The sequence below is a fragment of the Mycolicibacter longobardus genome (assembly GCF_002102265.1).
Taxonomy (GTDB): domain Bacteria; phylum Actinomycetota; class Actinomycetes; order Mycobacteriales; family Mycobacteriaceae; genus Mycobacterium; species Mycobacterium longobardum.
In genome coordinates this window covers 51859-74186 of sequence record NZ_LQPG01000039.1, presented here as the reverse complement: position 1 = coordinate 74186, position 22328 = coordinate 51859, and the positions used below count along the sequence as shown (strand labels likewise).

General features: G+C 67.0%; 31 protein-coding genes and 1 pseudogene. 6 read left to right on the top strand and 26 right to left on the bottom strand.

The annotated features are described in order from the left end of the window. Window positions 1–23 precede the first annotated feature (23 nt). The 9 genes from AWC16_RS19375 to AWC16_RS19335 all read right to left on the bottom strand — a co-directional run bounded on the left by AWC16_RS19375 (window position 24) and on the right by AWC16_RS19335 (window position 4593). Complete coding sequence (locus tag AWC16_RS19375; protein WP_085266351.1) at window positions 24–464, bottom strand: NUDIX hydrolase; 441 nt, start codon at window positions 462–464, stop codon at window positions 24–26. Then, window positions 461–760 carry a hypothetical protein gene (locus AWC16_RS19370; RefSeq protein WP_085266350.1) on the bottom strand — a complete coding sequence of 100 codons (300 nt, stop codon included), beginning with the start codon at window positions 758–760 and terminating at the stop codon, window positions 461–463. The genes AWC16_RS19375 and AWC16_RS19370 overlap by 4 nt, the downstream gene beginning before the upstream one ends. Next, window positions 753–974, bottom strand: a complete 222-nt coding sequence (locus tag AWC16_RS19365) for a hypothetical protein (protein ID WP_085266349.1) — start codon at window positions 972–974, stop codon at window positions 753–755. Before AWC16_RS19365 ends, AWC16_RS19370 begins: the two co-directional genes overlap by 8 nt. Continuing rightward, a complete protein-coding gene (locus AWC16_RS19360) occupies window positions 971–1204 on the bottom strand; it encodes a hypothetical protein (RefSeq protein WP_085266348.1) in 234 nt (77 codons plus the stop codon). The genes AWC16_RS19365 and AWC16_RS19360 overlap by 4 nt, the downstream gene beginning before the upstream one ends. 42 nt (window positions 1205–1246) lie before the next feature. Then, complete coding sequence (locus AWC16_RS19355; protein ID WP_085266347.1) at window positions 1247–1549, bottom strand: hypothetical protein; 303 nt, start codon at window positions 1547–1549, stop codon at window positions 1247–1249. A gap of 336 nt (window positions 1550–1885) precedes the next feature. Next, complete coding sequence (locus AWC16_RS24110) at window positions 1886–2083, bottom strand: hypothetical protein (protein ID WP_133056002.1); 198 nt, start codon at window positions 2081–2083, stop codon at window positions 1886–1888. A gap of 48 nt (window positions 2084–2131) precedes the next feature. Next, window positions 2132–2461, bottom strand: coding sequence for a hypothetical protein (locus AWC16_RS19345; RefSeq protein WP_085266345.1), 330 nt, complete (start codon window positions 2459–2461; stop codon window positions 2132–2134). A 49-nt stretch (window positions 2462–2510) separates the two neighbouring features. After that, window positions 2511–2771, bottom strand: coding sequence for a hypothetical protein (locus tag AWC16_RS19340; RefSeq protein ID WP_133056001.1), 261 nt, complete (start codon window positions 2769–2771; stop codon window positions 2511–2513). A 193-nt stretch (window positions 2772–2964) separates the two neighbouring features. Beyond that, entirely contained in the window at window positions 2965–4593 is a 1629-nt protein-coding gene (locus tag AWC16_RS19335; RefSeq protein ID WP_085266343.1) for a DEAD/DEAH box helicase, read from the bottom strand. Window positions 4594–4723: 130 nt separating this feature from the next. Here AWC16_RS19335 and istA point away from each other — a divergent pair, with 130 nt between their 5' ends. Together istA and istB are read left to right on the top strand one after the other, a co-directional pair. Next, window positions 4724–6442 carry an IS21 family transposase gene (istA, locus tag AWC16_RS19330; RefSeq protein WP_008720624.1) on the top strand — a complete coding sequence of 573 codons (1719 nt, stop codon included), beginning with the start codon at window positions 4724–4726 and terminating at the stop codon, window positions 6440–6442. Next, on the top strand, window positions 6439–7248 hold the full coding sequence (istB, locus tag AWC16_RS19325) for an IS21-like element helper ATPase IstB (protein WP_006246577.1): 810 nt from the start codon (window positions 6439–6441) through the stop codon (window positions 7246–7248). The genes istA and istB overlap by 4 nt, the downstream gene beginning before the upstream one ends. Before the next feature lie 48 nt (window positions 7249–7296). On the opposite strand, the gene AWC16_RS19320 is transcribed toward istB, so the two are convergent. Genes AWC16_RS19320 through merA form a run of 5 tightly spaced genes read right to left on the bottom strand, consistent with a single transcriptional unit; the run spans window position 7297 to window position 11146 of the window. Then, window positions 7297–8175 (bottom strand): cytochrome c biogenesis CcdA family protein, encoded by an 879-nt coding sequence (locus AWC16_RS19320; protein WP_048472691.1) that lies wholly within the window; start codon window positions 8173–8175, stop codon window positions 7297–7299. 3 nt (window positions 8176–8178) lie between these two features. Next, window positions 8179–8703, bottom strand: coding sequence for a TlpA family protein disulfide reductase (locus tag AWC16_RS19315; protein WP_006246580.1), 525 nt, complete (start codon window positions 8701–8703; stop codon window positions 8179–8181). Continuing rightward, complete coding sequence (locus AWC16_RS19310) at window positions 8700–8993, bottom strand: hypothetical protein (protein ID WP_006246581.1); 294 nt, start codon at window positions 8991–8993, stop codon at window positions 8700–8702. The genes AWC16_RS19315 and AWC16_RS19310 overlap by 4 nt, the downstream gene beginning before the upstream one ends. 31 nt (window positions 8994–9024) lie before the next feature. Next, entirely contained in the window at window positions 9025–9684 is a 660-nt protein-coding gene (gene merB, locus AWC16_RS19305) for an organomercurial lyase MerB (protein ID WP_085266342.1), read from the bottom strand. A gap of 37 nt (window positions 9685–9721) precedes the next feature. Beyond that, the gene (merA, locus tag AWC16_RS19300; RefSeq protein WP_006246583.1) at window positions 9722–11146 is read right to left on the bottom strand and encodes a mercury(II) reductase; all 1425 of its coding nucleotides are present in this window, start codon (window positions 11144–11146) and stop codon (window positions 9722–9724) included. 105 nt (window positions 11147–11251) lie between these two features. Between merA and AWC16_RS19295 the strand changes: the two genes are divergently transcribed. Both AWC16_RS19295 and AWC16_RS19290 read left to right on the top strand, forming a co-directional pair. After that, the gene (locus AWC16_RS19295) at window positions 11252–11641 is read left to right on the top strand and encodes a heavy metal-responsive transcriptional regulator (protein WP_006246584.1); all 390 of its coding nucleotides are present in this window, start codon (window positions 11252–11254) and stop codon (window positions 11639–11641) included. Between the two features lie 639 nt (window positions 11642–12280). After that, on the top strand, window positions 12281–12703 hold the full coding sequence (locus tag AWC16_RS19290) for a hypothetical protein (protein ID WP_133056000.1): 423 nt from the start codon (window positions 12281–12283) through the stop codon (window positions 12701–12703). A gap of 16 nt (window positions 12704–12719) precedes the next feature. Here the strand turns inward: AWC16_RS19290 and AWC16_RS19285 are convergent, their stop codons facing one another. Together AWC16_RS19285 and AWC16_RS19280 are read right to left on the bottom strand one after the other, a co-directional pair. Beyond that, window positions 12720–13019 (bottom strand): hypothetical protein, encoded by a 300-nt coding sequence (locus AWC16_RS19285; protein ID WP_085266340.1) that lies wholly within the window; start codon window positions 13017–13019, stop codon window positions 12720–12722. A gap of 173 nt (window positions 13020–13192) precedes the next feature. After that, the gene (locus AWC16_RS19280) at window positions 13193–13918 is read right to left on the bottom strand and encodes a hypothetical protein (RefSeq protein ID WP_112683153.1); all 726 of its coding nucleotides are present in this window, start codon (window positions 13916–13918) and stop codon (window positions 13193–13195) included. Window positions 13919–14118: 200 nt separating this feature from the next. On the opposite strand from AWC16_RS19280, the gene AWC16_RS19275 reads away from it, so the two are divergent. Next, complete coding sequence (locus tag AWC16_RS19275; protein WP_085266338.1) at window positions 14119–14445, top strand: hypothetical protein; 327 nt, start codon at window positions 14119–14121, stop codon at window positions 14443–14445. A 25-nt stretch (window positions 14446–14470) separates the two neighbouring features. On the opposite strand, the gene AWC16_RS19270 is transcribed toward AWC16_RS19275, so the two are convergent. The 5 genes from AWC16_RS19270 to AWC16_RS19255 all read right to left on the bottom strand — a co-directional run bounded on the left by AWC16_RS19270 (window position 14471) and on the right by AWC16_RS19255 (window position 18482). Then, entirely contained in the window at window positions 14471–14725 is a 255-nt protein-coding gene (locus AWC16_RS19270; RefSeq protein WP_085266337.1) for a hypothetical protein, read from the bottom strand. Then, on the bottom strand, window positions 14698–15030 hold the full coding sequence (locus AWC16_RS24105; RefSeq protein WP_133055999.1) for a hypothetical protein: 333 nt from the start codon (window positions 15028–15030) through the stop codon (window positions 14698–14700). The genes AWC16_RS19270 and AWC16_RS24105 overlap by 28 nt, the downstream gene beginning before the upstream one ends. Before the next feature lie 110 nt (window positions 15031–15140). After that, complete coding sequence (locus AWC16_RS19265; protein WP_085266336.1) at window positions 15141–15869, bottom strand: Rv3717 family N-acetylmuramoyl-L-alanine amidase; 729 nt, start codon at window positions 15867–15869, stop codon at window positions 15141–15143. A 57-nt stretch (window positions 15870–15926) separates the two neighbouring features. Further along, a complete protein-coding gene (locus AWC16_RS24100) occupies window positions 15927–17780 on the bottom strand; it encodes a hypothetical protein (protein WP_133055998.1) in 1854 nt (617 codons plus the stop codon). Window positions 17781–18203: 423 nt separating this feature from the next. Next, window positions 18204–18482 carry a hypothetical protein gene (locus tag AWC16_RS19255; protein WP_085266334.1) on the bottom strand — a complete coding sequence of 93 codons (279 nt, stop codon included), beginning with the start codon at window positions 18480–18482 and terminating at the stop codon, window positions 18204–18206. A gap of 164 nt (window positions 18483–18646) precedes the next feature. On the opposite strand from AWC16_RS19255, the gene AWC16_RS19250 reads away from it, so the two are divergent. Then, window positions 18647–19147: a hypothetical protein gene (locus tag AWC16_RS19250; protein WP_085266333.1), complete on the top strand. Its 501-nt coding sequence runs from the start codon at window positions 18647–18649 to the stop codon at window positions 19145–19147. A gap of 32 nt (window positions 19148–19179) precedes the next feature. Here the strand turns inward: AWC16_RS19250 and AWC16_RS24095 are convergent, their stop codons facing one another. The 5 genes and pseudogenes from AWC16_RS24095 to AWC16_RS19225 all read right to left on the bottom strand — a co-directional run bounded on the left by AWC16_RS24095 (window position 19180) and on the right by AWC16_RS19225 (window position 22327). After that, on the bottom strand, window positions 19180–19404 hold the full coding sequence (locus tag AWC16_RS24095) for a hypothetical protein (RefSeq protein WP_112683156.1): 225 nt from the start codon (window positions 19402–19404) through the stop codon (window positions 19180–19182). 43 nt (window positions 19405–19447) lie between these two features. Next, window positions 19448–19879 carry a hypothetical protein gene (locus AWC16_RS19240; protein ID WP_133055997.1) on the bottom strand — a complete coding sequence of 144 codons (432 nt, stop codon included), beginning with the start codon at window positions 19877–19879 and terminating at the stop codon, window positions 19448–19450. A 628-nt stretch (window positions 19880–20507) separates the two neighbouring features. After that, window positions 20508–20633, bottom strand: a complete 126-nt coding sequence (locus AWC16_RS25685) for a hypothetical protein (protein WP_272937821.1) — start codon at window positions 20631–20633, stop codon at window positions 20508–20510. A 228-nt stretch (window positions 20634–20861) separates the two neighbouring features. Further along, window positions 20862–21467 (bottom strand): annotated as a pseudogene (locus tag AWC16_RS19230) (HNH endonuclease family protein); the annotation flags it as partial. 176 nt (window positions 21468–21643) lie between these two features. Further along, window positions 21644–22327 (bottom strand): hypothetical protein, encoded by a 684-nt coding sequence (locus AWC16_RS19225; RefSeq protein WP_133055996.1) that lies wholly within the window; start codon window positions 22325–22327, stop codon window positions 21644–21646. Window position 22328 lies beyond the last annotated feature (1 nt).

The following is a 22328-nucleotide window of genomic DNA, read 5'->3' as shown; positions in this document are numbered from 1 at the left end:
CACCGCTCCTCCCCTGTTGGTCCTCAGTGCCCGCTGTAGCAGAGTCGGATTCCGTCGTGGGTGCGTGAGTGGGCCCGCTCGTCGAAGGCGTCGAATACGCGGACGGAGAAGACTTCTGTCATGGCGTCGGCTACTTGTTCGCGGTCCATCCAGCGGACAGCACGAGCTTCAGCGGTCGGATGCGCCGTACCCTCTACCGCCCGGCAGCGGTAGACCAGGGCGACGACTCCTTTAGCGAGATTCTGATAGACGCCCGTGAGGCGTTCCACGTCGACGGTGACGCCGGTTTCCTCGAAGACCTCGCGGCGGACGCCTTCCTCCAAGGTCTCGTTGAGTTCCAGGACGCCTCCTGGCGGCTCCCAATGCCCGTTGTCGGCGCGCTGAATCGTCAGGACCCGGCCGGCGGGGTCGATGACGATTCCGGCGACGCTCACCGAGTGCTTTGGCAATGCTGTGGGGTTCATTGGCCCAGGCGCAGATTGTCGATGGCCATGACGAGCTGCGCGCCGGCGGCTGTGAGGCTGCCGCCGTGGCCCAACTCGCGGTGGCGGTCGACGGCCGCCTGTAGCCGGTCCCTCAGATCTTTCAATACCGTTGGGTCACCGGTGCTTTCACCGCCTGCGGCCTCGAGTGCGTCCAGCCCATCGAGGGCTGCTGCGGCAGCGTCGAGGCATTCCCCGGCGTAGCCTTGGCGATACCACCGGCTGACGACGGACCGCAGGAGTTCGCACGCGGCCGCCAGCTCGGTCTGCTCAGCCATGGGCTACCTCATATTCTGCGCGCACTGCGGCAATCGCCTCTTCCACGGTGTGGCCTTGGCCGGATGCGGCGAAGAGGCCTTCATCCCAGTAGCCGGTATCGATGCGCGGGTCTTGGTGGTCGCCTTCCACCACGTACTCGACGACGATCTCGCCGCACTCCCAGTGCCCCACGACACTCCAGGTCGTCAGGTCCTGCTCCTCGCTGGCGCTCATCTCAGGTCCTCCGTGCTGCCTGGGTGGACGTCGACGCGGCGCACCGGTTCGTCGGCCGCTGCCGCATTCTCGGCATGCCAGCCGCGATTGAAGGCGTGCATGAGGTGGGTCTTCTCGCCGACTTGGGAGTTTTCGACCTCGGCGTAGATGAGGGGATCCGCCACGGGCACATTGCCTCGCTCGTCGCGGCGGGCCTGGCGGCCGAGCTCTTCGGCCTCGGCCTCGGTCATCTGACTCTCCTTCTGTCCATTGCCTATAGGTCAGCTGGCTGGTCAGCCGGCTGTTTCTGGTGTGATGCGGAAGTACATGGCGACGTCGATATCCGCCCACTGTTCGCCGGGGGCCTGCTGGCAGTCCAGAGCCGGGTCAGGGGTGTTTCGGGGTTCAGCGAACGGGTCGCCGAGCATGACGCCCGCGGCTAGGTTGTAGCGCCACCCGTAGGTGGCGCAGATGCTGTTGACCGCGGCCAGTGCGTCGTCGTAGGAGTCGTAGACGCCGTCGCAGCTGTCGGTGCGATCGTGGCTGATGGTCACCAGCGCATGTTTCATGGTGGGGCCATCGGTGGCTCCGGTCATCACGCGGATTCCTGGTGCCCGACGGGCGTGAGCTCTGACAGTGGACGCGGGCAGCCGCGGCCGAAGCTGTGATACCGGCCGACGGGATCGATGGCGGTGACTACTACGTCCCCGGCGAATCTGACCAGCCACGGCTTGATGCTGTTACCGACGGTGACGACATCTCCTTCACGCAGGTCGTGGACCTTGTCGCAGCGGTGGCCGGGACCCCACCGCCGGGTACAGGCTGCGCAGTCAGGGCACGCCGCTGCATTGTGGGTGTGCTGATAGCGCATTCGGGTGGTTCCTCTCGCCGGTTTCCGCGGGGCCGCGCAGGCCCAGCCATGGTGTTGGGGTTCAGGCCTGTTGGCGCGCCAGCTGCGCAGCGGGGCAGTCGCAGGGATCGCCGTTGCCGGTCACTTCGTCGCGACGCCTCAGGCCCCACTCCTGCCCTTGGGGATGGTCGTGGTACACGACCATCGGGTCGCCGAAGTGGTTGTAGCCCATGAAGTGGCCGGTCAGTGGTGCTGCACCCGACCTCGGTCTGATGATCACTCGCTCCAACGCTGTGAACACGTTCCTTCGCCTCCCCGCTGCCTCGACCTAGACAGCCTGGCTGGACCCGTAGGTTCGCTCGAGGGCTCGCTCACGGAGTTGGTTGGCCACCACGGCCGCCTGGTCACCGAAGTAGGCGGCCAACCGGTCCTGATACTGCTTCCACGATGCGGGGTCGTCGACCATCCAGGCGTTCCCGATCTCCGGGTCGATATCGCAGTAGCACGCCCTGCACACCACCCCGGTCGAACCGTTGGCCGATCCTTTTGCGCTGGCACCGCAGCACCGGGTCAGGTAGTGCATCATGCCGTCAGTGACGGTGAGCAGTCCGCCGATCGGGTCGTCGGCAAGGGCCCCTGTGGACTGGACATCTGCCATGTTCGTGTTCCCCCCCTTGTTGTGGTGCCGATGGATTGCGTGGCGCGGTCTACGCCCGGAACCTGAGTACGGCGTCCACGTGGATCCCGTGGTAGGCGTTGCTGGCACGGTCCTGAAGTACCAACGCGTTTCCAGATCGGCTGGCCAATTCACCGGTGAAGGTGACGCCGTCGTCTCGGGTGATTTCGACCGGGCCATAGGGGCCGTCGGCGAGGAAATCATCGGCGGTGGCCACGATCAGGGCAGCGAACGTGCCTGCCCAACCATCGCCGCTGCAGGACAAATCAAGGTCATAGGTGCCGGCCATCACTCGCCCACCCGGTCGAGGTCGAATCCGTCGTTGCGCTGGATCCTCTCAACGGCGATCGCGCGCGCTTCGTCTTCGGTTTCGGCCTTGATCTGCATGGCCAGTTCGTAGATGTGCATGAGTGTTCTCTCCCCCGTTACCTAGCACCAGCCGGCCAGGGAGCCGGCACGCTCTGCGCCGAGTGCGGTTGGGCGGTTCATCGCCTTCCGCCCCTGCCTAGGGTCTTGACCGCTTCGATGCGTTCACGGAGCTGGTCGACGCTGGCGGCCGCGACCGGTGGGCCGCCGCGCAGTCTGCGCAGCTCGTTGTGGATTGCGCCGTGAGGCAAACCTGTTCGGTGGTGGGCTACTGACACCAGGACGTTGAGGTCCTGGCGCAACTGACGCAGTTGGTCGTGCACCAGGGCCCGGGCCGGCGCTTGGCCTACGGCTGGCGGCTCTGCGGGTTGTTGGTGTCGGTGTCGAGTCAGCAGTTCCCGGATCTGGCCGGCGTCGAGCAGGCCGGGGATGCCGAGGTAGTCGGCCTCCTCGTCGCTGCCGGCCGCGGCCGTGGTGCCGAACGAGGCTCCGTCGAAGATGACCTGGTCGAGCTCTGCGTCGGCGCCGAGCGCTTCGAAGCCGTCGTCGGGATCCGCCGGCTCGCCGCGGCGGGCCGGCTGTGCGTCTGGGAGTTCGTTGTCACGGTGTGGCTTTCCCAGAACGTGATCCCGTTGCTGCTCGATTTCGCTGGCCAGCTTCAGCAGGCTCGGCACCGACGGAAGGAAGATGCTGGCGGTCTCCCCAGGGCGCCGCGAGCGAACGAACCGGCCAATGGCCTGAGCGAAGAACAGTGGTGTGGAGGCGCTTGTGGCGTAGACACCTACCGACAGCCGCGGCACGTCGACGCCTTCGGAGACCATGCGCACCGCTACCAGCCAGCGGCTGGTGCCCCGCGCGAATTCGGCGATCCGATCCGATGACCCTGGATCGTCGGAGAGCACTACCGTAGGGGCTTCGCCGGTGATCGTGGTCAGCAGGTCGGCGTAGGCGCGGGCGGCGGCTTGGTCTGACGCGATGATCATGCCGCCGGCGTCGGGGATGTGTTCGCGCAGTCGCCGCAGCCGGGTGTCGGCGGCGGTGATCACCGCGGGAATCCATTCACCGGCGGGGTTGAGCGCGGTGCGCCAGGCACGCGCGATCTGTTCGGTGCTCTGTGTTTCGCCGAGCCTGGCGACGTGTTCGGCGCCGGCGCTGTCACGCCAGCGGGACTCACCTGAGTAGGCCAGGAAGACCACAGGCCGCACCACACCGTCAGCCAAGGCCTCGGCGTAGCCGTAGGCATGGTCTGCGCGGGAGCGCATCATGCCGTGGTTATCGGGGGCATATGTGACGTACGGGATGGTGCTGTCATCGCTACGAAATGGCGTGCCGGTCAACGCGAGTCGGCGGGTGGCGTCATCGAACGCCTCTCGGATCGCATCCCCCCAGGACTTGGCGTCGCCCCCGTGGTGGATCTCGTCGAAGATCACCAGGGTGCTGCGATTCTCGGTGCGAATTCGGTGCAGGCTGGGGTGACTGGCGACCTGGGCGTAGGTAACGACAACGCCGTTGTAGTCCGGGGCAGTGTGGCCGGCCGAGTTACTGAACCTCGGGTCCAAGGCGATACCCAAGCTGGCGGCCGCATGGGCCCACTGGATCTTGAGGTGCTCCGTGGGTACCACGACAGTGACGTGATCGACTGTGCCCTCGACCAACAGCTCGGCGGCGATCCGCAGCGCGAAGGTGGTCTTTCCTGAGCCTGGGGTTGCCACCGCGAGAATGGCGGTGACAGTCTGATTCGGGACCAGTGTGACGGTCTGATTCGGGACCCACCCGGGCTTCGGCGTGGCGTCGTGACGGCTTGATCTGGACCCACTTCCGTGGCGTCAGGAGGACCCGCATCCAGCGGTCCTCGCGGCACCGGAAGTGGGTTTCGGGATGAGGGTGCGTGTGGAACTGTTCGCTGCGATCCGTCGGGACGCCCGGGTCGAGGGCATGTCGATCCGAGCGCTCGCACGCAAGCACCAAGTCGGACGCGGCACCGTTCGCCGGGCCCTCACGTCCGCGGAACCACCGCCGCGGAAGACCCCGGTGCGTTCCTCGCCCCGGTTGGATCCGTTCAAGTCGGCCATCGACGACATGCTCCGCGCCGACCTTGAGGCGCCGCGGAAGCAACGGCACACCGCCCGCCGGATCCACGTCCGCCTCATCGAGGAACACGACGCCATTGAGGTGTCGTACTCGACGGTTCGCGACTACGTCCGCATCCGCCGCACGCAGATCGGCCTCGAAGCTGGCCGCCGGGTCGAAGTCATGATCCCCCAGGAGCACGCGCCAGGCGCAGAAGCAGAAGTCGACTTCGGCGAGCTCTACGTCATCCTGGCCGGGGTGAAGACGAAGGTCTTCCTCTTCACATTCAGGTTGAGTTACTCCGGGAAGGCGGTGCACCGGATCTACGCCACCCAAGGCCAAGAGGCGTTCCTCGAGGGCCACATCGCCGCGTTCAACGAGATCGGCGGCATCCCCGCCCGGCACGTCCGGTACGACAACCTCACCGCCGCAGTCACCCGGGTCGTCAACGCGCGCGGTCGTGAGCGGGTAGAGAACGACCGCTGGGTGCTGTTCCGCTCTCACTTCGGGTTCGACGCGTTCTACTGCCAGCCGGGCATCGCCGGGGCACATGAGAAGGGCGGTGTGGAAGGCGACGTCGGCCGGTTCCGCCGCCAGCACCTCGTGCCCATGCCCGTCGTCGACTCGCTCGACGAGCTGAACGAGAAGGTCCGTGCCTTGGACGCCGCCGACGACCGCCGACGGATCTCGTCGCGGATCCGGACCGTCGGCGAGGACTTCGCGACCGAACGCGAGAACCTCGCGCCGCTCCCGGTCGAGGGGTTCGACCCCGGGCTGATGCTGAACCCGATGGTCGACCGCTCCGCGATGATCACCGTCCGCATGGCCCGGTACTCCGTCCCGGCGCGGTTCATCCACCGCCGCGTCCGCGTCTCCTTGCGCGCATCCGAGGTCGTCGTGTTCGACGGCCGACTCCAGATCGCCCGGCACGCCCGCGTCATCACAAGGGGTGGCCAGTCGGTGAACCTCGACCACTACCTCGAGGTGCTCAAGGGTAAGCCGGGCGCATTGCCAGGCTCCACCGCGTTGGCGCAGGCCCGCGAATCGGGGGCGTTCACGCCTGCGCATGAGGCGTTCTGGGCGAACGCCCGCAGGCGGCTCGGGGATGCGGTCGGCACCCGGGAACTGATCGACGTGCTCCTACTGCACCGCGCCATGGCCGCCGACGAAGTCGAAGCCGGGCTGCTCGCCGCAGTGAGCGTCGGTGCAGTCTCAGCTGATGTGGTCGCGGTCGAAGCACGCCTGCACACCACCCTCGCAGCGCCCACCGGGGCCAGTTCAGACCGTCATCCCGTTGCGCAGCCCAGCGATGGCGAACGACGAGATGGCGACGCCAAGCGCAGCCGGAAGGTCGTGTCCCTCACCGAACGCCTGCTGCTCGACCCGGCCGCGGTCATCGCCGGCCTCCCGCCCGACACCCGGCCGCTGCCGTCGATGGAGAAATACCAGCAACTGCTCGGCCGCCGCACCGGCACCGACCACCACCCCGACCCGATGAGTCCCGATGAGAGCGGAGCACCCCGATGAGCACAGTCACCAGCGTGACCACCACCTTGCGCCGCCGCCGCGGCCTGACCGAGGAAGCCGCCGTAGCGGCGGTCGACCAGGCCTGCCGGAGGCTCCGGCTCCCGACCATGCGGGCCCTGCTTGGCGACGCGGTCGCGGCGGCGAACAAGGACCAGTTGACCTACACCGGATTCCTCGCCGAGCTGCTCCTGGCCGAGTGCGACGACCGCGACCGTCGGTCCACCATCCGGCGCGTGAACGGCGCCGGGTTCCCGCGGAGCAAGTTCCTCGCGGACTTCGACTTCGACGCCAACTCGAACATCAACCCCGCCACCATCCACCAGTTGGCGACCGGCGAGTGGGTGCGGAAGGGCCAGCCGCTGTGCCTGATCGGGGATTCCGGCACCGGCAAGTCTCACCTGCTCATCGGCATGGGGACCGCAGCCGCGGAAAAGGGATTCCGGGTAAAGTACACCCTCGCCACGAGGCTGGTGAACGAGCTTGTAGAAGCAGCCGATGAGAAGCAGTTGGCCCGCACGATCGCTCGTTACGGCCGCGTCGACCTGCTCTGCATTGACGAGCTCGGCTACATGGAACTGGACCGCCGCGGCGCCGAACTCCTCTTCCAGGTCCTCACCGAGCGAGAGGAGAAGAACAGCGTGGCAATCGCGTCCAACGAGGGCTTCGCCGGCTGGACCAAGACCTTCACGGACCCGCGCCTGTGCGCGGCCATCGTCGACCGCCTCACCTTCGGCGGCAACATCATCGAAACTGGTACCGACTCCTACCGGCTGGCGTCGACCCGGTCAGGGAACGCGTCGCGGTGACGCAATCAACCGAGCCTGTTTCGTGCGCACGCCGCACCCGGTGGGCTGTCACTGCGTGCTGTCCCGCGTGGTCATCGGGCGCCCCCGAAGGATCCGGCGGCGTCGCTGGAGAACCCCGAGCGCCAGCACTACCAGCGCAGACGCGGCAGCGAGCGCGCCGATGAGTGTCGCCCGTGTCTGGATCCAGCTGGAGACCACCGCGGAGACGTCAGTGAGTCCGCCACCACGGCCCGCGGCGACCGGGGCGTCGCTGGTGGCCGCCGGGTACCAGTACCAGGCCAGATAGGCGCCGGTGAGCAGCAGGACGACAGCGGTGACCCGTGGGCCATGGCGGGCCAATCGCGCGACGTGGCGGGTGAGTCCGCTGCCTGCCGCGGCGGTGGCCAGGGCGAGCAGCAGCAGGACGGTCGCCGAGCCAGCAGCGTAGACACCGAAGACGAGCAGGAGCCCGGCATAGCTGTAGGTGGCCTGCGCCTGCGCGATGACCGCGAGGATCACCCCGAACGTGCACGACAGCGAAGCCAGCGCGTAGCCGACCCCAAACGCAGCCATCCGGGCAGTGGGTGGGAGTCCCGCGGCTGCCCGGCCGGGGATCCGAGGCACCCGCACCGAGACCGAGCGTCCGGCTAGCATCCACAGGCCGAGAACCACCAGCAGGATGCCGACGGCCAGGCCAAGCGACGGCGCGGCGCGAATCAGCCCTCGGGCGCCGGCGCTGACTACCAGGCCAGCTGCCGCGAGGGTGCCGGCGAACCCCACCGCCAACACGAGACCGGCCCGCAGCGCCCGCAGCAGCCGCACCGGGACCGTTGAGGCATCGGTGTCGCCGAGGGTGTGGGTGATCCAGGCCGGGAGTAGCGCGAACCCGCACGGGTTCACGGGCGCGACCATGCCGGCCGCGAAGGCGAGGGTGAGCAGTCCGCCCATGGGTCAGGCTCCGGCCTTTGCCAGTTCGGCGGTGATCGTCGCGGCGTCGGGGTCGGTGGCGCGGAAGGTCACCGTGCCGTCGGCGTCGACGACGATCAGGGTGGACAGAGCGGCCACCTCGAATCGCCGGGAGAGTGCCGCGCCATCGTCGATTGCGGCCGGTACGTGTTCGGCGTCGACGGACTCCATGAAGTCGCCGATCAGGGCCTTGGATTCGCCGGGGTCCATGTCGACGGCGAGGAAGCTTGCCACGGTGCCGGCGTTCTCGGCGGTGGTGGCGGCCTCGCCGAGGGACCGGACGCCGTTGACGCATTCGCCGCACCCGACGGAGAAGAAGAACACCGCGGTGGGCTTCCCGTTGGCGGGCAGGCTGATCTGCTGGCCATCGACGCTGGTCACGGTGGCGGGTGAACCGGAACCGGCGGTCGCGGGGTCGGCACTGTTGCCGCAGGCGGTCAGGGTCAGCGATCCGGCGGCGAGTACGGCGGCGATCGAGAGCGCGGCGTGGTGGCGGCGGGTGATTCTCATCGGTTCTGCTCGTCCTTCGGGTCGACGTTTTCGTTGGTGGGCATGGGCGGGCAGCAGCCGTGGCCGGCGGTGCCGCCGCCGCGGCGGGAGATGGCAATCAGCGCGAGGATCGCCAGGGCGATCCCGGCGCCGATGACCCACGGGTTGCGGAGGAACGCGCCGATACCGGCGATCGCGCCACCGGCGATGAGGATGGGGAGCAAGGCGCAACAGGCGACCATGAGCAGCGCGGCGCCGGCTCCGAGGAGCAGGCCGCTGCCTCCCGGGCGATCGTCGTGGTTGGACATCATCGGTGTTCTCATTCCCTTCAGTGGGTATGGGTCAGCAGCAGCTGTGGCTGTCGTCGGCCGCGGCGGGCGCCTGGAGGCGGTTGAGCAGGCCGGTGGCGAGGGCGGCCCCGATCCGGCACGCCTCGGCCACCGGGACCACCTCCGCGCCGGGGTGCTCGGCCAGCCAGCCCGCGGCGTCCTCGGGGGAGGTGAAGTAGTGCACCTGGTTGCAGAAGGAGGAACGGATCGAGGTGATCTGCTCCGGGTTCACCAGCGACACCACCGCGGTGGGCGGATCGACGCTGGTTGCACCTTCTGTGGGGTCGACGTTGACCCGAACCGGCTCGCCGCTGACCGGGGAGGCCGACTCCACCTTTGCCGGGCGGTCCAGCAGGGCGGGGAAGATCAGCGTGTCCAGCGCACACCAGGTGTAGAGCTCCTCACCGGCCACGGTGAACCGGTGCGGGGTGGGGCGCAGGGTGAGGCCCTGGCCGATGATCCGGCCCTGATCGTCGTACTCGGTGTCCGGCACCGCCGCGAGACCGCGCCGTACGTCATCGAGGGTGCGGCTCCCGGCCGCGGCGAGTTGCTCGACGGTGACGGGGTCGCCGTCGACGAGCAGCCGCAGCAGCGGGATCAGCAGGCCGGCGTCAAGGCCGGTCTCCTCGGGTCGGGTGAGTCGTTGGGGCAGTTGGGTGCTGAGGTCCGACATCGCGGATGCCTCCTTCGTTGAGTGGGGTGGGTGCGGGTCAGGCGCAGCAGGAGAGCTTGGAGACGTCGGTGGTGAAGGCCTTCGCGACGATCCGGATGCCCTCGGTCATGGTCAGGTAAGGCGCCCAGGCGTCGGCGACCTCGGCGATGGTCTTGCCGATGATGTGGACGCCCGCGGCGGCCAGTTCGCCGGCGTCCTTGGCGACCGCGGTCAGGCCGAGGATCTCGCCGGTGTCGGCGTTGGCGACCATCTTGATGAAGCCGCGGGTGTCCCGGTTGACCAGCGTTCGCGGCACGTATTCCAGCGGGAGCACCCGGCAGTCGCAGCGGATCCCGGCCGCGAGGACTTGGGCCTCAGTCATCCCGACTGCGCCGATCGCGGGACTGGTGAACGTGACCCGGGGCAGCCGCATGTAGTCCACCGACCGCTCGGCGTCGGTGAAGGCGTTCTCGGCGACCACGGTGCCGTGGTGGGCGGCGACATAGACGAACTCGGGGTGCCCGGTCACGTCACCGGCCGCCCAGATCCGCGGGTTGGAGGACTGCAGCTGGTCGGTGACCACGATCTCGCCGACCTCGCCAGTCTTCACCTCGACCGCGTCGAGGTTGAGCCCGTCGGTCACCGGTCGGCGGCCGAGAGCGACCAGAACCTCGTCGGCGCGGAACTCCTGCGCGCCACCGGAGACGTCCGCGGTCACCACCACCTGGCCGGTGGCGGCGTCGCGGGTCACGCGGGTCGGGACCGCTCGGCGGACCACCCGGATGCCCTCATCGGCGAAGACCTCCTGCAGCGCCTTGGAGACCTCCGACTCCTCCTTCGACGCGAGCCGGGACCGAACCAGCAGGGTCACCGTCGACCCGAGCCGGGCGAACAGCTGCGCCTGCTCCAGGGCCACGTAGCCACCACCGAGCACCAGCAGCGAGTCGGGGACCTCGGTCAACTCCATCGCCGTAGTCGAGGTCAGGTACCCGGCCTCCTCCAACCCTTGGATCGGCGGGGCCCAGGGACGGGACCCGGTGGCCACCAGGTACTGCGCTGCCTCGATGGTCTCGACGCTGCCATCCGCCGCGGCGACCTCGAGCAGGGGCGAATCCGGAGTGCCGGCGAACGCGGCGTTGCCGCGGCGGACCTGCCAACCGTAGGAGTCGGCGACGTCGACGTACTTCTCACCCCGCAGGGCCTCGACGAGATCCTGCTTTCCGCCGATCAGGGCCGGCATGTCCACCGCGCCCGCGACGCTGGCGATGCCCGGGAACCGGGTCGGCGCGTCCGCGGCCACGTGCCGGGCCTCCGCGGCTGCGATCAGTGCCTTCGACGGCACGCAGCCGGTGTTCACACACGTGCCGCCGAACGTGCCACGCTCGACCATCACCACCGACTTGCCCAGAGAGGTCGCACGAATGGCCGCCGCGAACGCACCGCCGCCGGATCCGATGATCGCGAGGTCGTACCTGGTCTGCATCCCGATTCCTCCCAGAACTGTTGGGAAACGCTCCTGATGCAGCGATACTGGACCTTCCAGTAAAGGGGAAGGTCAAGCGAGACCTGCGACACGATGGAGGCCGGGATGCGGATCGGAGAACTCGCCGAGGCGGCAGGCACGACCACCAAGACTCTGCGGTTCTACGAAGAGCAAGGGCTGCTGCCCCCGGCCGAACGCACACCGGCCGGCTACCGCGACTACACCCCCGACGCGGTCAGCCGGATCGACTTCGTCCACCGCGGCCAAGCGGCCGGGCTCACCCTCGCCCAGATCAAGCAGATCCTCGACATCCGCGACCACGGCCAAGCTCCCTGCGGCCACGTACGTGACCTGCTGGACGCGCGCCTTGCCGACATCGACGCGCAGATCGCCGACCTCACAACACTTCGCGACAACGTGGCTGCGCTCCGCGACGATGCAGCCCTCCCAGAGCCCGAAACCTGTAGCCCCGATCAGGTCTGCAGATACCTATAGCCCTCGCCACTCGGCAGTGACCACCGAGACCAAGGGCGTGATTAGCCGGTGCCAGGTGGGTCCCAGTCAGGCCGTCATCGTGGTCCCAGATCGGGTTGACACAGCCACGAGAAAGTCCCGGGGCTTGGCCGCCAGGTACTTGACCAGGGCCCGGCGTTGCCATCCCCGCAACGGCGGGCCGGCGCCGACATCCTGCGTGCGGTCCGGGAGCGCCGAGACTGCCGCGGTCACCGCGCCGCCGCCCCGATGGCCCGACGTGCCGCCACCAGTTCGCGGCCGAGGCGACCCGGTCCGGATTGGGCAGCATGTTTCCTCGCTGCACTGCGGTACGTGCCGGCGTCCTCACGACTGGCCTCGAACTGCACCTGCTCCCCCTGACCTCCGCTGGGACGCCTGGCCGACTCCCCCGGTTGGCCGTCACTTCACCCAGCTGCTCGTTTCATCGTGGCGCGCCGTCTGTGGGGTTCGCGGCTGCAACACGGGCACGGGCCGACTAACTGCGGTGTTCCGTGGGGAGGGGTTGGTTGCCCGGATGCAATCCAGGCCTGTTGTTTCACCCCCCTTGTCGCCAGCCATTTTCGGCATGGCTTTGACACCGGAGCGATCAAGCCAGCTTGTCTGACATGAAAGGGGAAGACCATGAGTAGAGAAGCCATGTTGCCCTGCTTTGCATGCGGCAAAACGTTGTTGAACACCTTCGTAGAGTCGGAGAACCAGCCCCAGGAGGGCACCGAGTTTCGGACGTACGGCCACTACGGTTCGACGTTCTGGGACAGCTTCGACGGCGAGGAGTTGGTCCTCAATATCTGCGACGATTGCTTGGGTAGGCACACCGCCCGGCTCGCGCAGCAGAAGCGGTTCCTCCCGGTCACCGTTCACGCCGTTGGCGTGGTCGGCCGGCATTGGGTGGATCGACCGATGGTGCCCTACACCGGCAATACCGACGCCGGCGCGGTGAGAATTGATCCGGAGGAGATCGGTACTGACCTGCCGAATACTGAGTGGCTGGGCGACGCGTACGCTATCGAAGCTGACGAGCGGTTGCGTCAGGTCGGGGAATAGCGCAGCTAAACGGTGCTCAGTCGCGGAGTTCTGCTGGGCGGCTGTCGCCGCGCTCGACGTCGCCTTCGGCGTAGGTCAACAGGTCACCGTTCTTGTCGCTGGCAACGAAGTAGTAGTCGGCTTCGGCCCAAACAATTCGCCACCCGGCCTCACGCAGCGCGTGGATGAGTTGGCGGTCGCCGCCGGAGCCTCCGAAGAATGCTTCGCCGCTAGACGGCAGGAAGTGGTGGTTCAGGATCGACATGACTTCGTCGACAGTTGAGGCCATTTCGACTGCGTCCAGGCAGGCGTCGACGTTCGCCCAGAATTCATCCATTGCTGATTCCCCCTGTGCTGGAACATGTTCCGGTCAGCCGGGCCGCGTGCGTGTGAGCAGGTTGGTTTGGCCCGGTTCTAGTGACCGTATGCGCCGCGTTGGTGGCCAGGGGTGCAGCGACACCAGGCGGGGCAGACTTTGTGCGCCGGGCGATGTGGTTGATGTAGGCCAGGTTAGGGGCGCAGTTGTTGGCTGGGGAGCCAGATCCCTGAGCCGGGCAGCCATTCGGTGTAGGCGGGGGCGCCGGTACCGGTTTGGGTACTGGGCCCGAGTGCACCTGGGCTGAGGAACTGAGCGCCGGGGAAGTCGCTCTGAGGTGCCCATACCCCAGAGCCCGGGATGAGTTCCATGTAGGGATCGTCCGGGTAGACCGGGGGGCCTAGGGCGCCGGGGCTGTAGACCTTGACGCCGGGCAGCTCGTTCTCGGGGACGAAGATGCCTGATCGGGGACCGACCTCGATCAGCGGGTCATGCGGGTTCACCGGCGGGCCAAGTGCTCCGGGTTCGACCAGGTAGGGCCGGCGGCGTTTGTCGCCGGGCTTCCACGACAGGCCCGATGCACCGCCGCCGTCCTGGGGAAGGCGAGGGCCCGACGGCCCGTTTCGGCCTTTCATCCCATCTAGGTCGGACTTGACGGCCTCAACCTTGCCGCGGTTGGCCCTGTCTTGCTCGCCGAGTGCCTCTGCGGCCGATTTACTCTTGTCAGAAGTCTTGGACGCGGCGGTGACCAGCTCACGGCTGGTCTGGACCTGCTGGCTCACCGCGGCAGCGATGCGGGAGTCGATGCCGGACCCGGCGGTGCTGGAGACCTGGCCGGCGGTGCTTTCGAGCTTGCCGCCGATCGTTGTCATTTGCGCGGCCGCTTCTGCTGGAGTCAGCCGGATTCGCGGATCGGCCATCGCGCCCCCCTCCTCGCAGTTCCGTTGTGCCCTGGCCCGCTGTTGCCGTTGTGACCTGATCTGACTGTACCGGCGGCCAAGCACTGTGACGAGGCTGCGGTGACGAGTCCAGGCTCGGGTGTGGCGGTGCTTCGCGCCGAGCGTGGCAGCGGCGATGCTGTGTACTGGGTGGCGTAGTTCGCAGGTGATAGGAGCACTGGGTGGCGGGTGTGGGTGGTGAGCTGTTCTACGCGGTGCCGGCCGAGTGCATCGAGCCGGGCACGTCGACCAGTGATGGTTATGACGTGCAGGCGGTCCACCTCTGGGATGGCCATGTTGCGGTGACGGTTCATATCCGCCGCGGTGAGGCCGCGTTGCACCCGGCGGCGAGGGTGGAGGCTGAGACCCGCGTCCACCTGCGTCGCGAACTTGTCGAACTGGGCGTGTTCGCCGATACCGAGGTCAACATGTCCACCCATCCCGAAGCGACGAACCTGCGGCGCTGGAATGGTCGCATCCACTGCTGGGACGCGGTCGCCGCCCCTTGACGCTCCGGGGCCGTCTTAGAGGGACTTAGGCGGCATGGGTCGTAGTGGGGTGTGCAGTGACAATGGCACTGTCGTTGCCACCCCACTTGTTCCCCGCGATCCATTCACCGTCGACGATGTCGTTGTCCTGCAACCATTTTGTCAGCCACTCGGTGAGGTTGGACACCGTGACGTCGACTGAGGCCTGGAGTCGCCAGTACACACCGCCGACCGGCCTGGAGAAGATCTCGACCGTCTCATCTTCGATCGGTGCTACTGAACCGGTCGACACAAGTCGCATTCCCATCCCATTTCCTCCTGTGTGCAGGTGCGGCGTTCTGTGCATAGCCAGCACGTTTGATTGCGGCGACGCGGTTTTGCATCCTGTTGTGCAACACCAAGTTCCGTGGCGGCCTGTTGTTCGTACGCGTGCCGCAGTCGCGCATCGGCGGCGGCGACCTCAGCGGAGGTCGGCCTTTGCCCCTCGGGGTTGTAGACCATGTAGCCGTCGAACACCGCGCGGCAGTCAGTGCACACGTCGCCCTGCTGTTCGACCGCCCCCGTGCAGCCCTGAGCAATGCACTGGTAGGTGGCGATGCTGCTCACGTTTCCCCCGGGTTGTTCTTCGTACCAACCTCTTCCCTAAGGAGAGGCGCATCTTCGAGGCTATGGCGGCGGTCTGACACTTCAGCGGCCACGACACGCCGGGGTGTCAGTTATCTGAGCGTGGTGAGGTAAGAGACGATTCCTGCCACGACGGCGTCGGCGTAGCGTTGCCGGCCCTCGGGGCTTTCCATCGCCGCCGCGTCCTGGGGGTTGCGCATGTTTCCCAACTCAACCAGCACGGCCGGGTATTGGGCGAGGTTGAGGCCAGCGAGGTCAGCCCGACCGTAGAGGCCTGCTGTGCCGATGTAGCCCGCGGGGGTCAGTCCCGCTTCGACGAGTTGGTCGCGCATCGTCTTGGCCAGAACCGGGGCCTGGACCCTCTGGACGCCGTTGAGTGGCGGGTCGGAGTAGTTGACGTGGAATCCCCTACCGGCTAGCGGGCCTCCGTCGGCGTGAATGCTGATGATCGCCGCCGGCACAACGGCATTGGCTGCGGAGGCGCGGGCGTCAACGCACGGGCCTGAGCTTGCGTCGTCGCCGCGTGACATCGCGCTGCGTACGCCGCGGTCGGTCAGTGCTGCACGGATCCGCAAGGTGGTGTCCCAGGTGAAGGTGTGCTCGGGATAGCCCGATGCTGTTGCAGTCCCGCTTGTCTGGCATTCCTTGGTTCCTCCGCGACCGGTGGGGACCTGGCGGCTGTTGCCCTCGTTGGCGCCGTTGTGTCCGGGGTCGAGGAAGACGATCAGTCCCGCGATGTTCGGTGATGCGTTCGCCGGCGGCGAGAGTGGGAGGGTGACGGCAGCCACCAGCAGGGCCACTGCGCTGACGTATCGCATCATCCGCCCTCCCCCCGATTCTTACCGCGCAGTTTAAGTATGCGCGATGGGGGTGGCGATTCAGGGCGTTAGACGCGGTGGACCGGTGGCCAGAACCGAGGCCAGATAGTCCTGCCGGTCCACCTCGCTGTCGACTGACAGCCACACCGTAGGAGGATCCGCCGGCTGGTCACGCCCGACCGGCTCGACGATCGGTTGTTCCCTGGCCTGCAGCCACTGTCGCCACCGCGATCGGGCCTGCTGGTGAGCTGCGATTCTGGCGGCCCGCTGCTCGGCGACGCCCAATTGCACGGCCAGGTCATCCAGGCTGGTGTCGGTCACTTCGACTCGACTGCCGTTCTTGCGCAGCAGCCCGACCCGGCACAGTTCAGCGATGCCGTCATAGCCGCTGCTGCGCGACACTGCAGCCGCTGTGGCGATCTCCGCAGCCTCAACGGCCCCGTCGAGCACCGTCTCGTAGAGCCTCCGGTATTGCAGTCCGAGAATCGACCAGACCGGGTGCACCCCGGCGACCGGCGGCCGGCCCGGCCCCTCCGGATACTCGTCGCGCACGTCCGGAGTGACTAACGCGTAGCGATCCGCACCCAGCCCCGTCCCCCGCGCAACCAGCAACACCGGAGATCCTGGGGTGTCTCGAAGCAGCCGCAGCGCCGACCACACCGCCGACTCGCTGATCAGTCCGCACGCAAGTGATAGCGACCGGCCACCGACACCCACCACCGGCACCCCATTGATCACCTGACCCGCACGTACCGCCGAGACCGCCAGCCCCTGTAAGACTGCAGCGATCACCCAGCGCCGCGGACTCGAACGTAGCGTCACGTCGCACCAGCGCACCGCGTGAGCCAGCCAGGCTTGGTGGACCGCCCGGGAGGGAGTGGGTCCCCTACCCCCTGTGTGCTCTTGACTCTTGTGCGTACCTAGCTGGACAGTCGGCAGGATCGATTCCAGCCACGCTCTGGCGGCCTCCCAGTCACGGACTAAGGCCTCGTCGGAACGCTGTCCGTAGCGCTCGTAAGCAGCGCTGAAGCCTGCGTGCCAGGGCTGCCCGCGACCCGTTAGAGAGCGCACGTCAGCGAGGCTGTGCCCTCGCCACAGGGCATGCACGAGAACGGACATGCGGGCCTCGGATCGGCTCTGCCACCGGCTCCCCGCCTTGAGCTGGCCGCTCTCCGCGAAGGCGATCACCGGGGCAGGTATCGGTGTGCGGCGCTGGTAGCGCTCCCGGAGGGTCATGTGTGCGCCGGTGCCGGTGAAGTACCAACTGGCAGGTGAAGCAGACGGTGCTACGGGCGCCTCGACAGGCGAGGCGCCCAGGTGTCTGGTGAGCCGCTCAATGAGGTCAGTTGGGTTCGGGCTGGCTAAGACGGCTAGTGCTTGGGTGAGTGTCTGGCCGAGCAGTTGACGGTGGCCGCCCTCGCGGCATGGTGAGCCAGGGACGGTGATGCAGCCCGAGGCCGGGTTGAGCATCGGCGAGGTGTCCAGTGAAGGGCAGGCCGCGGCGGCCTGCCCCAGCAGTGGCCGAAGCGTCTCCAAGCCGACCCACCCGGCTAGGGGTACCAGGATGTGGCTGCCTCCGCTGGTGGAACGGTCGACGACAGCACGCGCGCCGCAGGTGGTGAGCCAGTGCAGGATTCGCTGCCGGTCAGCTGCCACAGCCGCCGAGCCGCCATGCTTGGCGTCGAGGTCGAACGCCAGGAGCCGGGTGCGGCCGCGTACGTAGATCGGTACCGCTGCCGGAGCGCTGGGAACCTTCGCGGTGAGCCGGCGGATCTGGCCGAACCGGCGCTGAGGCGACCACAAGCGCATGGTGGGGCGCGCTGCAATACGGGGTGCCAGGGCCGCCCACAGCTGGTCGGGGCCAGGTCCAGGTGAGGTGTCGTCTACCGGGCGCGCCGGAGCGAGAGTGGTCACCGCGTGTCGGCTCGATTGTCCCGAACCTGCATATGGGCATGCGGTATCGTCAGAGGTGTCATTGAGCAGTTCCCTTTGTCAGAGGGCAGTGCGCGTGATCATCCCGGCCGAGCGGTAACTCGGCGGTGGACTCTCAACCCTCGGTTCCAGCCGGGGGTTGAAGTCTTTTCTGGGGGTGTCCGCGTGAGATCTGCAACGAATGTGCCTGTGGGAATGCGGCGGAGCATCGACAGGTATTTCGTGCGGTAGGGGTGCCGGCCGGGCGGCAGGTGTCACCGTGATTGGTGACGTGGGGTCATCGAATACCTCCCTCGCGTGGGTGTTTCACGAGGAATGGTCGCATGACTGCGATGGTTAACCACGTAGGACACGCGCATGGTTAACCATCGCTGCGTTCCGGCGGCGCGACGCCGGCGGAGCCGATTAGGAGGCTGTAGCCAGTGATTCTTCTTGGTTAGCCGAACGCATTTCGGCCACGGCCTGCTCGATCTCGGGCATCATCCGGTCCCGGATCCAGTCCTGCGCCGTCTTGTAGCCCAGCTGCTTGGCCTTCCAGTCCAGCGCCTTTTGGTGATCGCTTTGCAGCCGTAGCCCGATCAAGGCATCGAGCACGCGATTCTCAACACGCCGGGGCGTGGCCGCCGGGGCGCTGCTGTGCGTCCGGCGCCGGGCACCGTAGGCCACTGCTCGTGAACTCGCCACGATCCGCTCCTACTCCGTCGATGATTCCGCCACTACTGAAGGCCACTGTAGAGCAAAAAATGTCCTTCGGTGTCCTAGATGGCCTTCGTGTCGGGTAATCGGCATGCAACGATTAAGATCACATAGCGACATTTTGTAGCTGGCCATCCACGAGAGGCGGTGCCGTGACACACAGCCTCAAGTACCCGCCGCCTGGCGTAGAAACAGTCCCGACCAGCACCGATATCGTTTCCCTGCGCGCCGCCGCGCGCATCCTGGGCCGTGACCACCGCACGGTGCGGGCCATGATCATCAAGGGCACACTGCGTGGTGGCGCTGAGCCGCAACCCCAACGCCTGCGCTGGTACGTCTACCGCGATGCGCTACCGGCCAGCGCCACACCGTCGCCAGATCCTCAGATTGACGATCTGACCTCCGTCGTCGCCGACCAGGCCGCCCGCATCCTCGCCCTGGAACACAACAACCGGCTACTGGCCGGCGCCGTCGAAGATCTCCTGGATGGAGTCGAGCACTACAAGGCCGGCGCCGAGGCCGCCCTGACCGCAGCCCACCACTTCGAGGCCGCGGCAGCGAAATACGGCGATTCACTGCGCGCCCATCGCGATGCCCTGGCCCAACACATGACCCCGAGCAACATCAGCGCACTAGACATCCCACCGGCCTAAGTGAGCTACGTGCTGCACCCGTGAATCCCGGCTCAGTCCCGTTCGAGCTCGGCGAGATATTCCCAGTACGGATTAGCTTCGCCGTCCCAGACGACTTGCACCATTGCCAGGTCCGGAGCGCATGTGGTGAGGTCGTTCGGAGTCCAGGCAGCGACCCGTTGCACGACCGTGCCAGGCTCCGCGTGCTCCGGGTGACGGACACGGTCACCGGTGCGCAGCGCGCCTTCCAGGCGGTCCGCTAAGGCCTTGTCGTGCAACCATCTTCGTTTCCCCTATCCATCCGGCCGCCGCCGTCCACGGTCACGGTCGATGTAGGGCACCCGCATCGTCAAGCCATGCCACAGGATGGTCGGATGCCAGCCCTTGAACCGATTCGGCGACCCGGCGCTCCGAATCGGCGTTGTAGCCATAGACCAGTCGAATCAGATGTGTGGCACCGAACAACGCGTCGTTGATCTGGGGGTAGCCCTCGTAATCAGCCAGCGTGCGCGCGCGATAGGCCTCGTCGAGCTGGCCGACGCGAATCCAGGCCGGAAAACCCTGCTCGGCTTCGTACCCGTGGTAGTCAGTCCCCCGCGGGATCGCAAATCCAGGCTCCTCGGTGGCCGCCGACCGGAACTGCGCGTTGGCGATCTCCTCCGCCGAAACACCCATGCCCGCAAGAAAACGCTCGGCCATATCACGCGCGGAAACCCCTGGTGCAGAAACGAATACACTGCCCATTGCAGCCATCTTCAATCCCCCTCTTGGCATTAGCCCTCGCCGGACATTGAGCGGTGCCCGACGGCGCAAAGATCAGCAGCCCGTGTTCAGGCCGCCGGTGAACACGCCCCTCGAACATTCCCGCGCTCGCCGGCTGGCCGGTCGGCGCTGGTGTGGGAGGTTGGCCCACCAATGGACCGCCGCCGCAGGGGGCGATCATTGTCTAGCTCTGACGCCAACTGCTCGATGGTGCGGTGCCCGACCGGCCGGCGCTTCGTCGCCGTTCGTCGGCCTGTGCGGCTCGGGTCCGCGGTGAGGTGATACACCCCGCACCCACACAGATAGGCGAACTGCTGCTTGAGCGCCGCAGCGCGAAAGGCAGTGCCTCGGTTCGGGAAGGAGTCCTGGCCCGGGGTTGGGCAGGCGATCCGCCGGCGGCTCTTCATCTTGGCGCGATGCTCACGCTGCTTGGTGCTGTGCCCGGCGCTGCAGTACAGCTGGCCTGGAAAGTCGGGGTTGTTGAGCGTGCTCCCACACCACAGGCAGTGTGTGCCGTTGATCTCGTCCATCGGATTCGACATGTCCTCACTCCTGGTTGTCGAAGGGTCAGTGGTGGTGGTGTGTGACTAGTCCCCGCCGTGCTCGCCTGTCGTGCCGATTAGTCACTGTGACGGATGGCGACGTGCGCGATCGGCGAGAGCAGGTAGCTGGCCGGTTGATCACTGTCGGTGCGAACCCCGTCGATACGGATGAACCCGCCCGGTTCTTCACTGACCGCAGTCACGCGAATCTGAGCCCACCCATCGGGGATGTCGATGATCCACCCCGGGCGTACTCCTGCTGCTGTGGTCCGACAAATGTCAGTGCTCAAATCAGTTCTCCCCCGAGCGCGCGGCAATTCATGCGTGTCTTGTCTTCCATCGTGCCGGTTCCGGTTTGCCCGATTGGTCGGCGACACGTCAGGCCCCCGACCAATCGCGCCGGCCGGGCACCGCTAGGGGGTAGGACAGCCGGCGGTCAGGATCCGCGCGATCGCATCGTGTTCGGCCTGCGTCACCGACAGGTTGTAGGTCGCTTTGACCTCGACGATCCGGGAGACATAGGTGCACCGGTAGGCCTTGTTGGCCGGCAGCCACGTGGCAGCGTCACCGGCCCCCTTTTGTTGGTTGCTCGGCCCATCGACTGCCTGCAGGTTGAGCGGGTCGTTGGCGAAGTTGCGGCGCGTAGCGGCATCCCATAATTGGGCGCCCTTCTGCCACGCATCAGCCAGCGCAACGATGTGGTCGATCTGCACTGCGCTGGAGGTGCCCTGGCCGCGCTGGAAGTCGATGGCGGTGCCGGTGTAGGGATCGTTGAGCGTCCCGGCCAGAACGACGCAGCCCCTGGTCCCCGGCTTGACGTCGATGTTGGTCAGGTCGCGGCGCAGGATGTCGTTGCGTGTGTCGCAGCCGTTGTGCCCGCCGGCAACGGTGACGTCATCGCTCCAGGCTTGACCGAATTGGCTGCGTTCGTAGCCGGTCTTGGGGGCTCGGCCCTTGATCGCCAGGCTGTCCAGTGTCGCCAGCGCGGATCCCGTCGGGAGGGCTTCCCAGGTCGCGCGGGTCGCGACCTGCGACATCGGTGTGTGGTCGCCGCTGAAGCCGATGGCCCCGGCGACCAATGTCGCCAAGGCAGTGATGGCTGCGCCCAGCAACGGGCCATTATTGAATCGTGTTCTCCCCCTCATGAGTTCGACTCTCTCACGCCCGTATCCTGTTTTTGGGCGGTGCCGCGCCGACCCGGCACTCTATGCGCCTAAAGTTCCGTCCTCAGGTCGATCACGTCCTCCACGGTGAAGTCGACGTCGTAGAACTGCGCGGGATTCCAGTCGGCGATCACCTGGTCGGCGATCGCCGCCCCGAGGATCTCCTTGACGCGGTCCATCTCATGGTTGATCCATGCCTCGAAAAACCCTGAGCTGACGAGGATCTGCAGTTCCTGGAATTCCTCGTCAGCACTGGTTGGCACCCTCTTGTCGATCCGCGTCGTGCCGATCGTTGCGAACCCGTCGACGATGACCCAAATGGCCTGCACCTCCCCTGGCGGCACCACAGAGACCGGCGCCGGCGGCGGGGCGTTCGGGTCCAGAGAGTCCCTCCACGTCACCACGCGCCGCGGCGTCGAACCTAACGCCTCCGCCAGCGCGCGGATCCCGCCGGCGCGGTCGATGGCAGCCCACCGTTCCAGCCAGAACGTGTCGACCCCCGGCGGCCACTGCTGATGCACGGCCCAGCGCGCAATCGTCGAAGCCGCGTAGCGGCGACCTGTGCGGGTCTCGATCCTGCGGATCATCTCCTCACGGCCGCGCCGGCCCGCTTCAGCGCGTCGACTGCGCGCATTGACGCCATCCCAGGCCGCCCCGAATTCGCGGCCTTTACGGTCAGCCAGATCCAGGAAGCATTCCCGGAACCCCCGTTGCGGGCCTGCCGATCCGGCCATG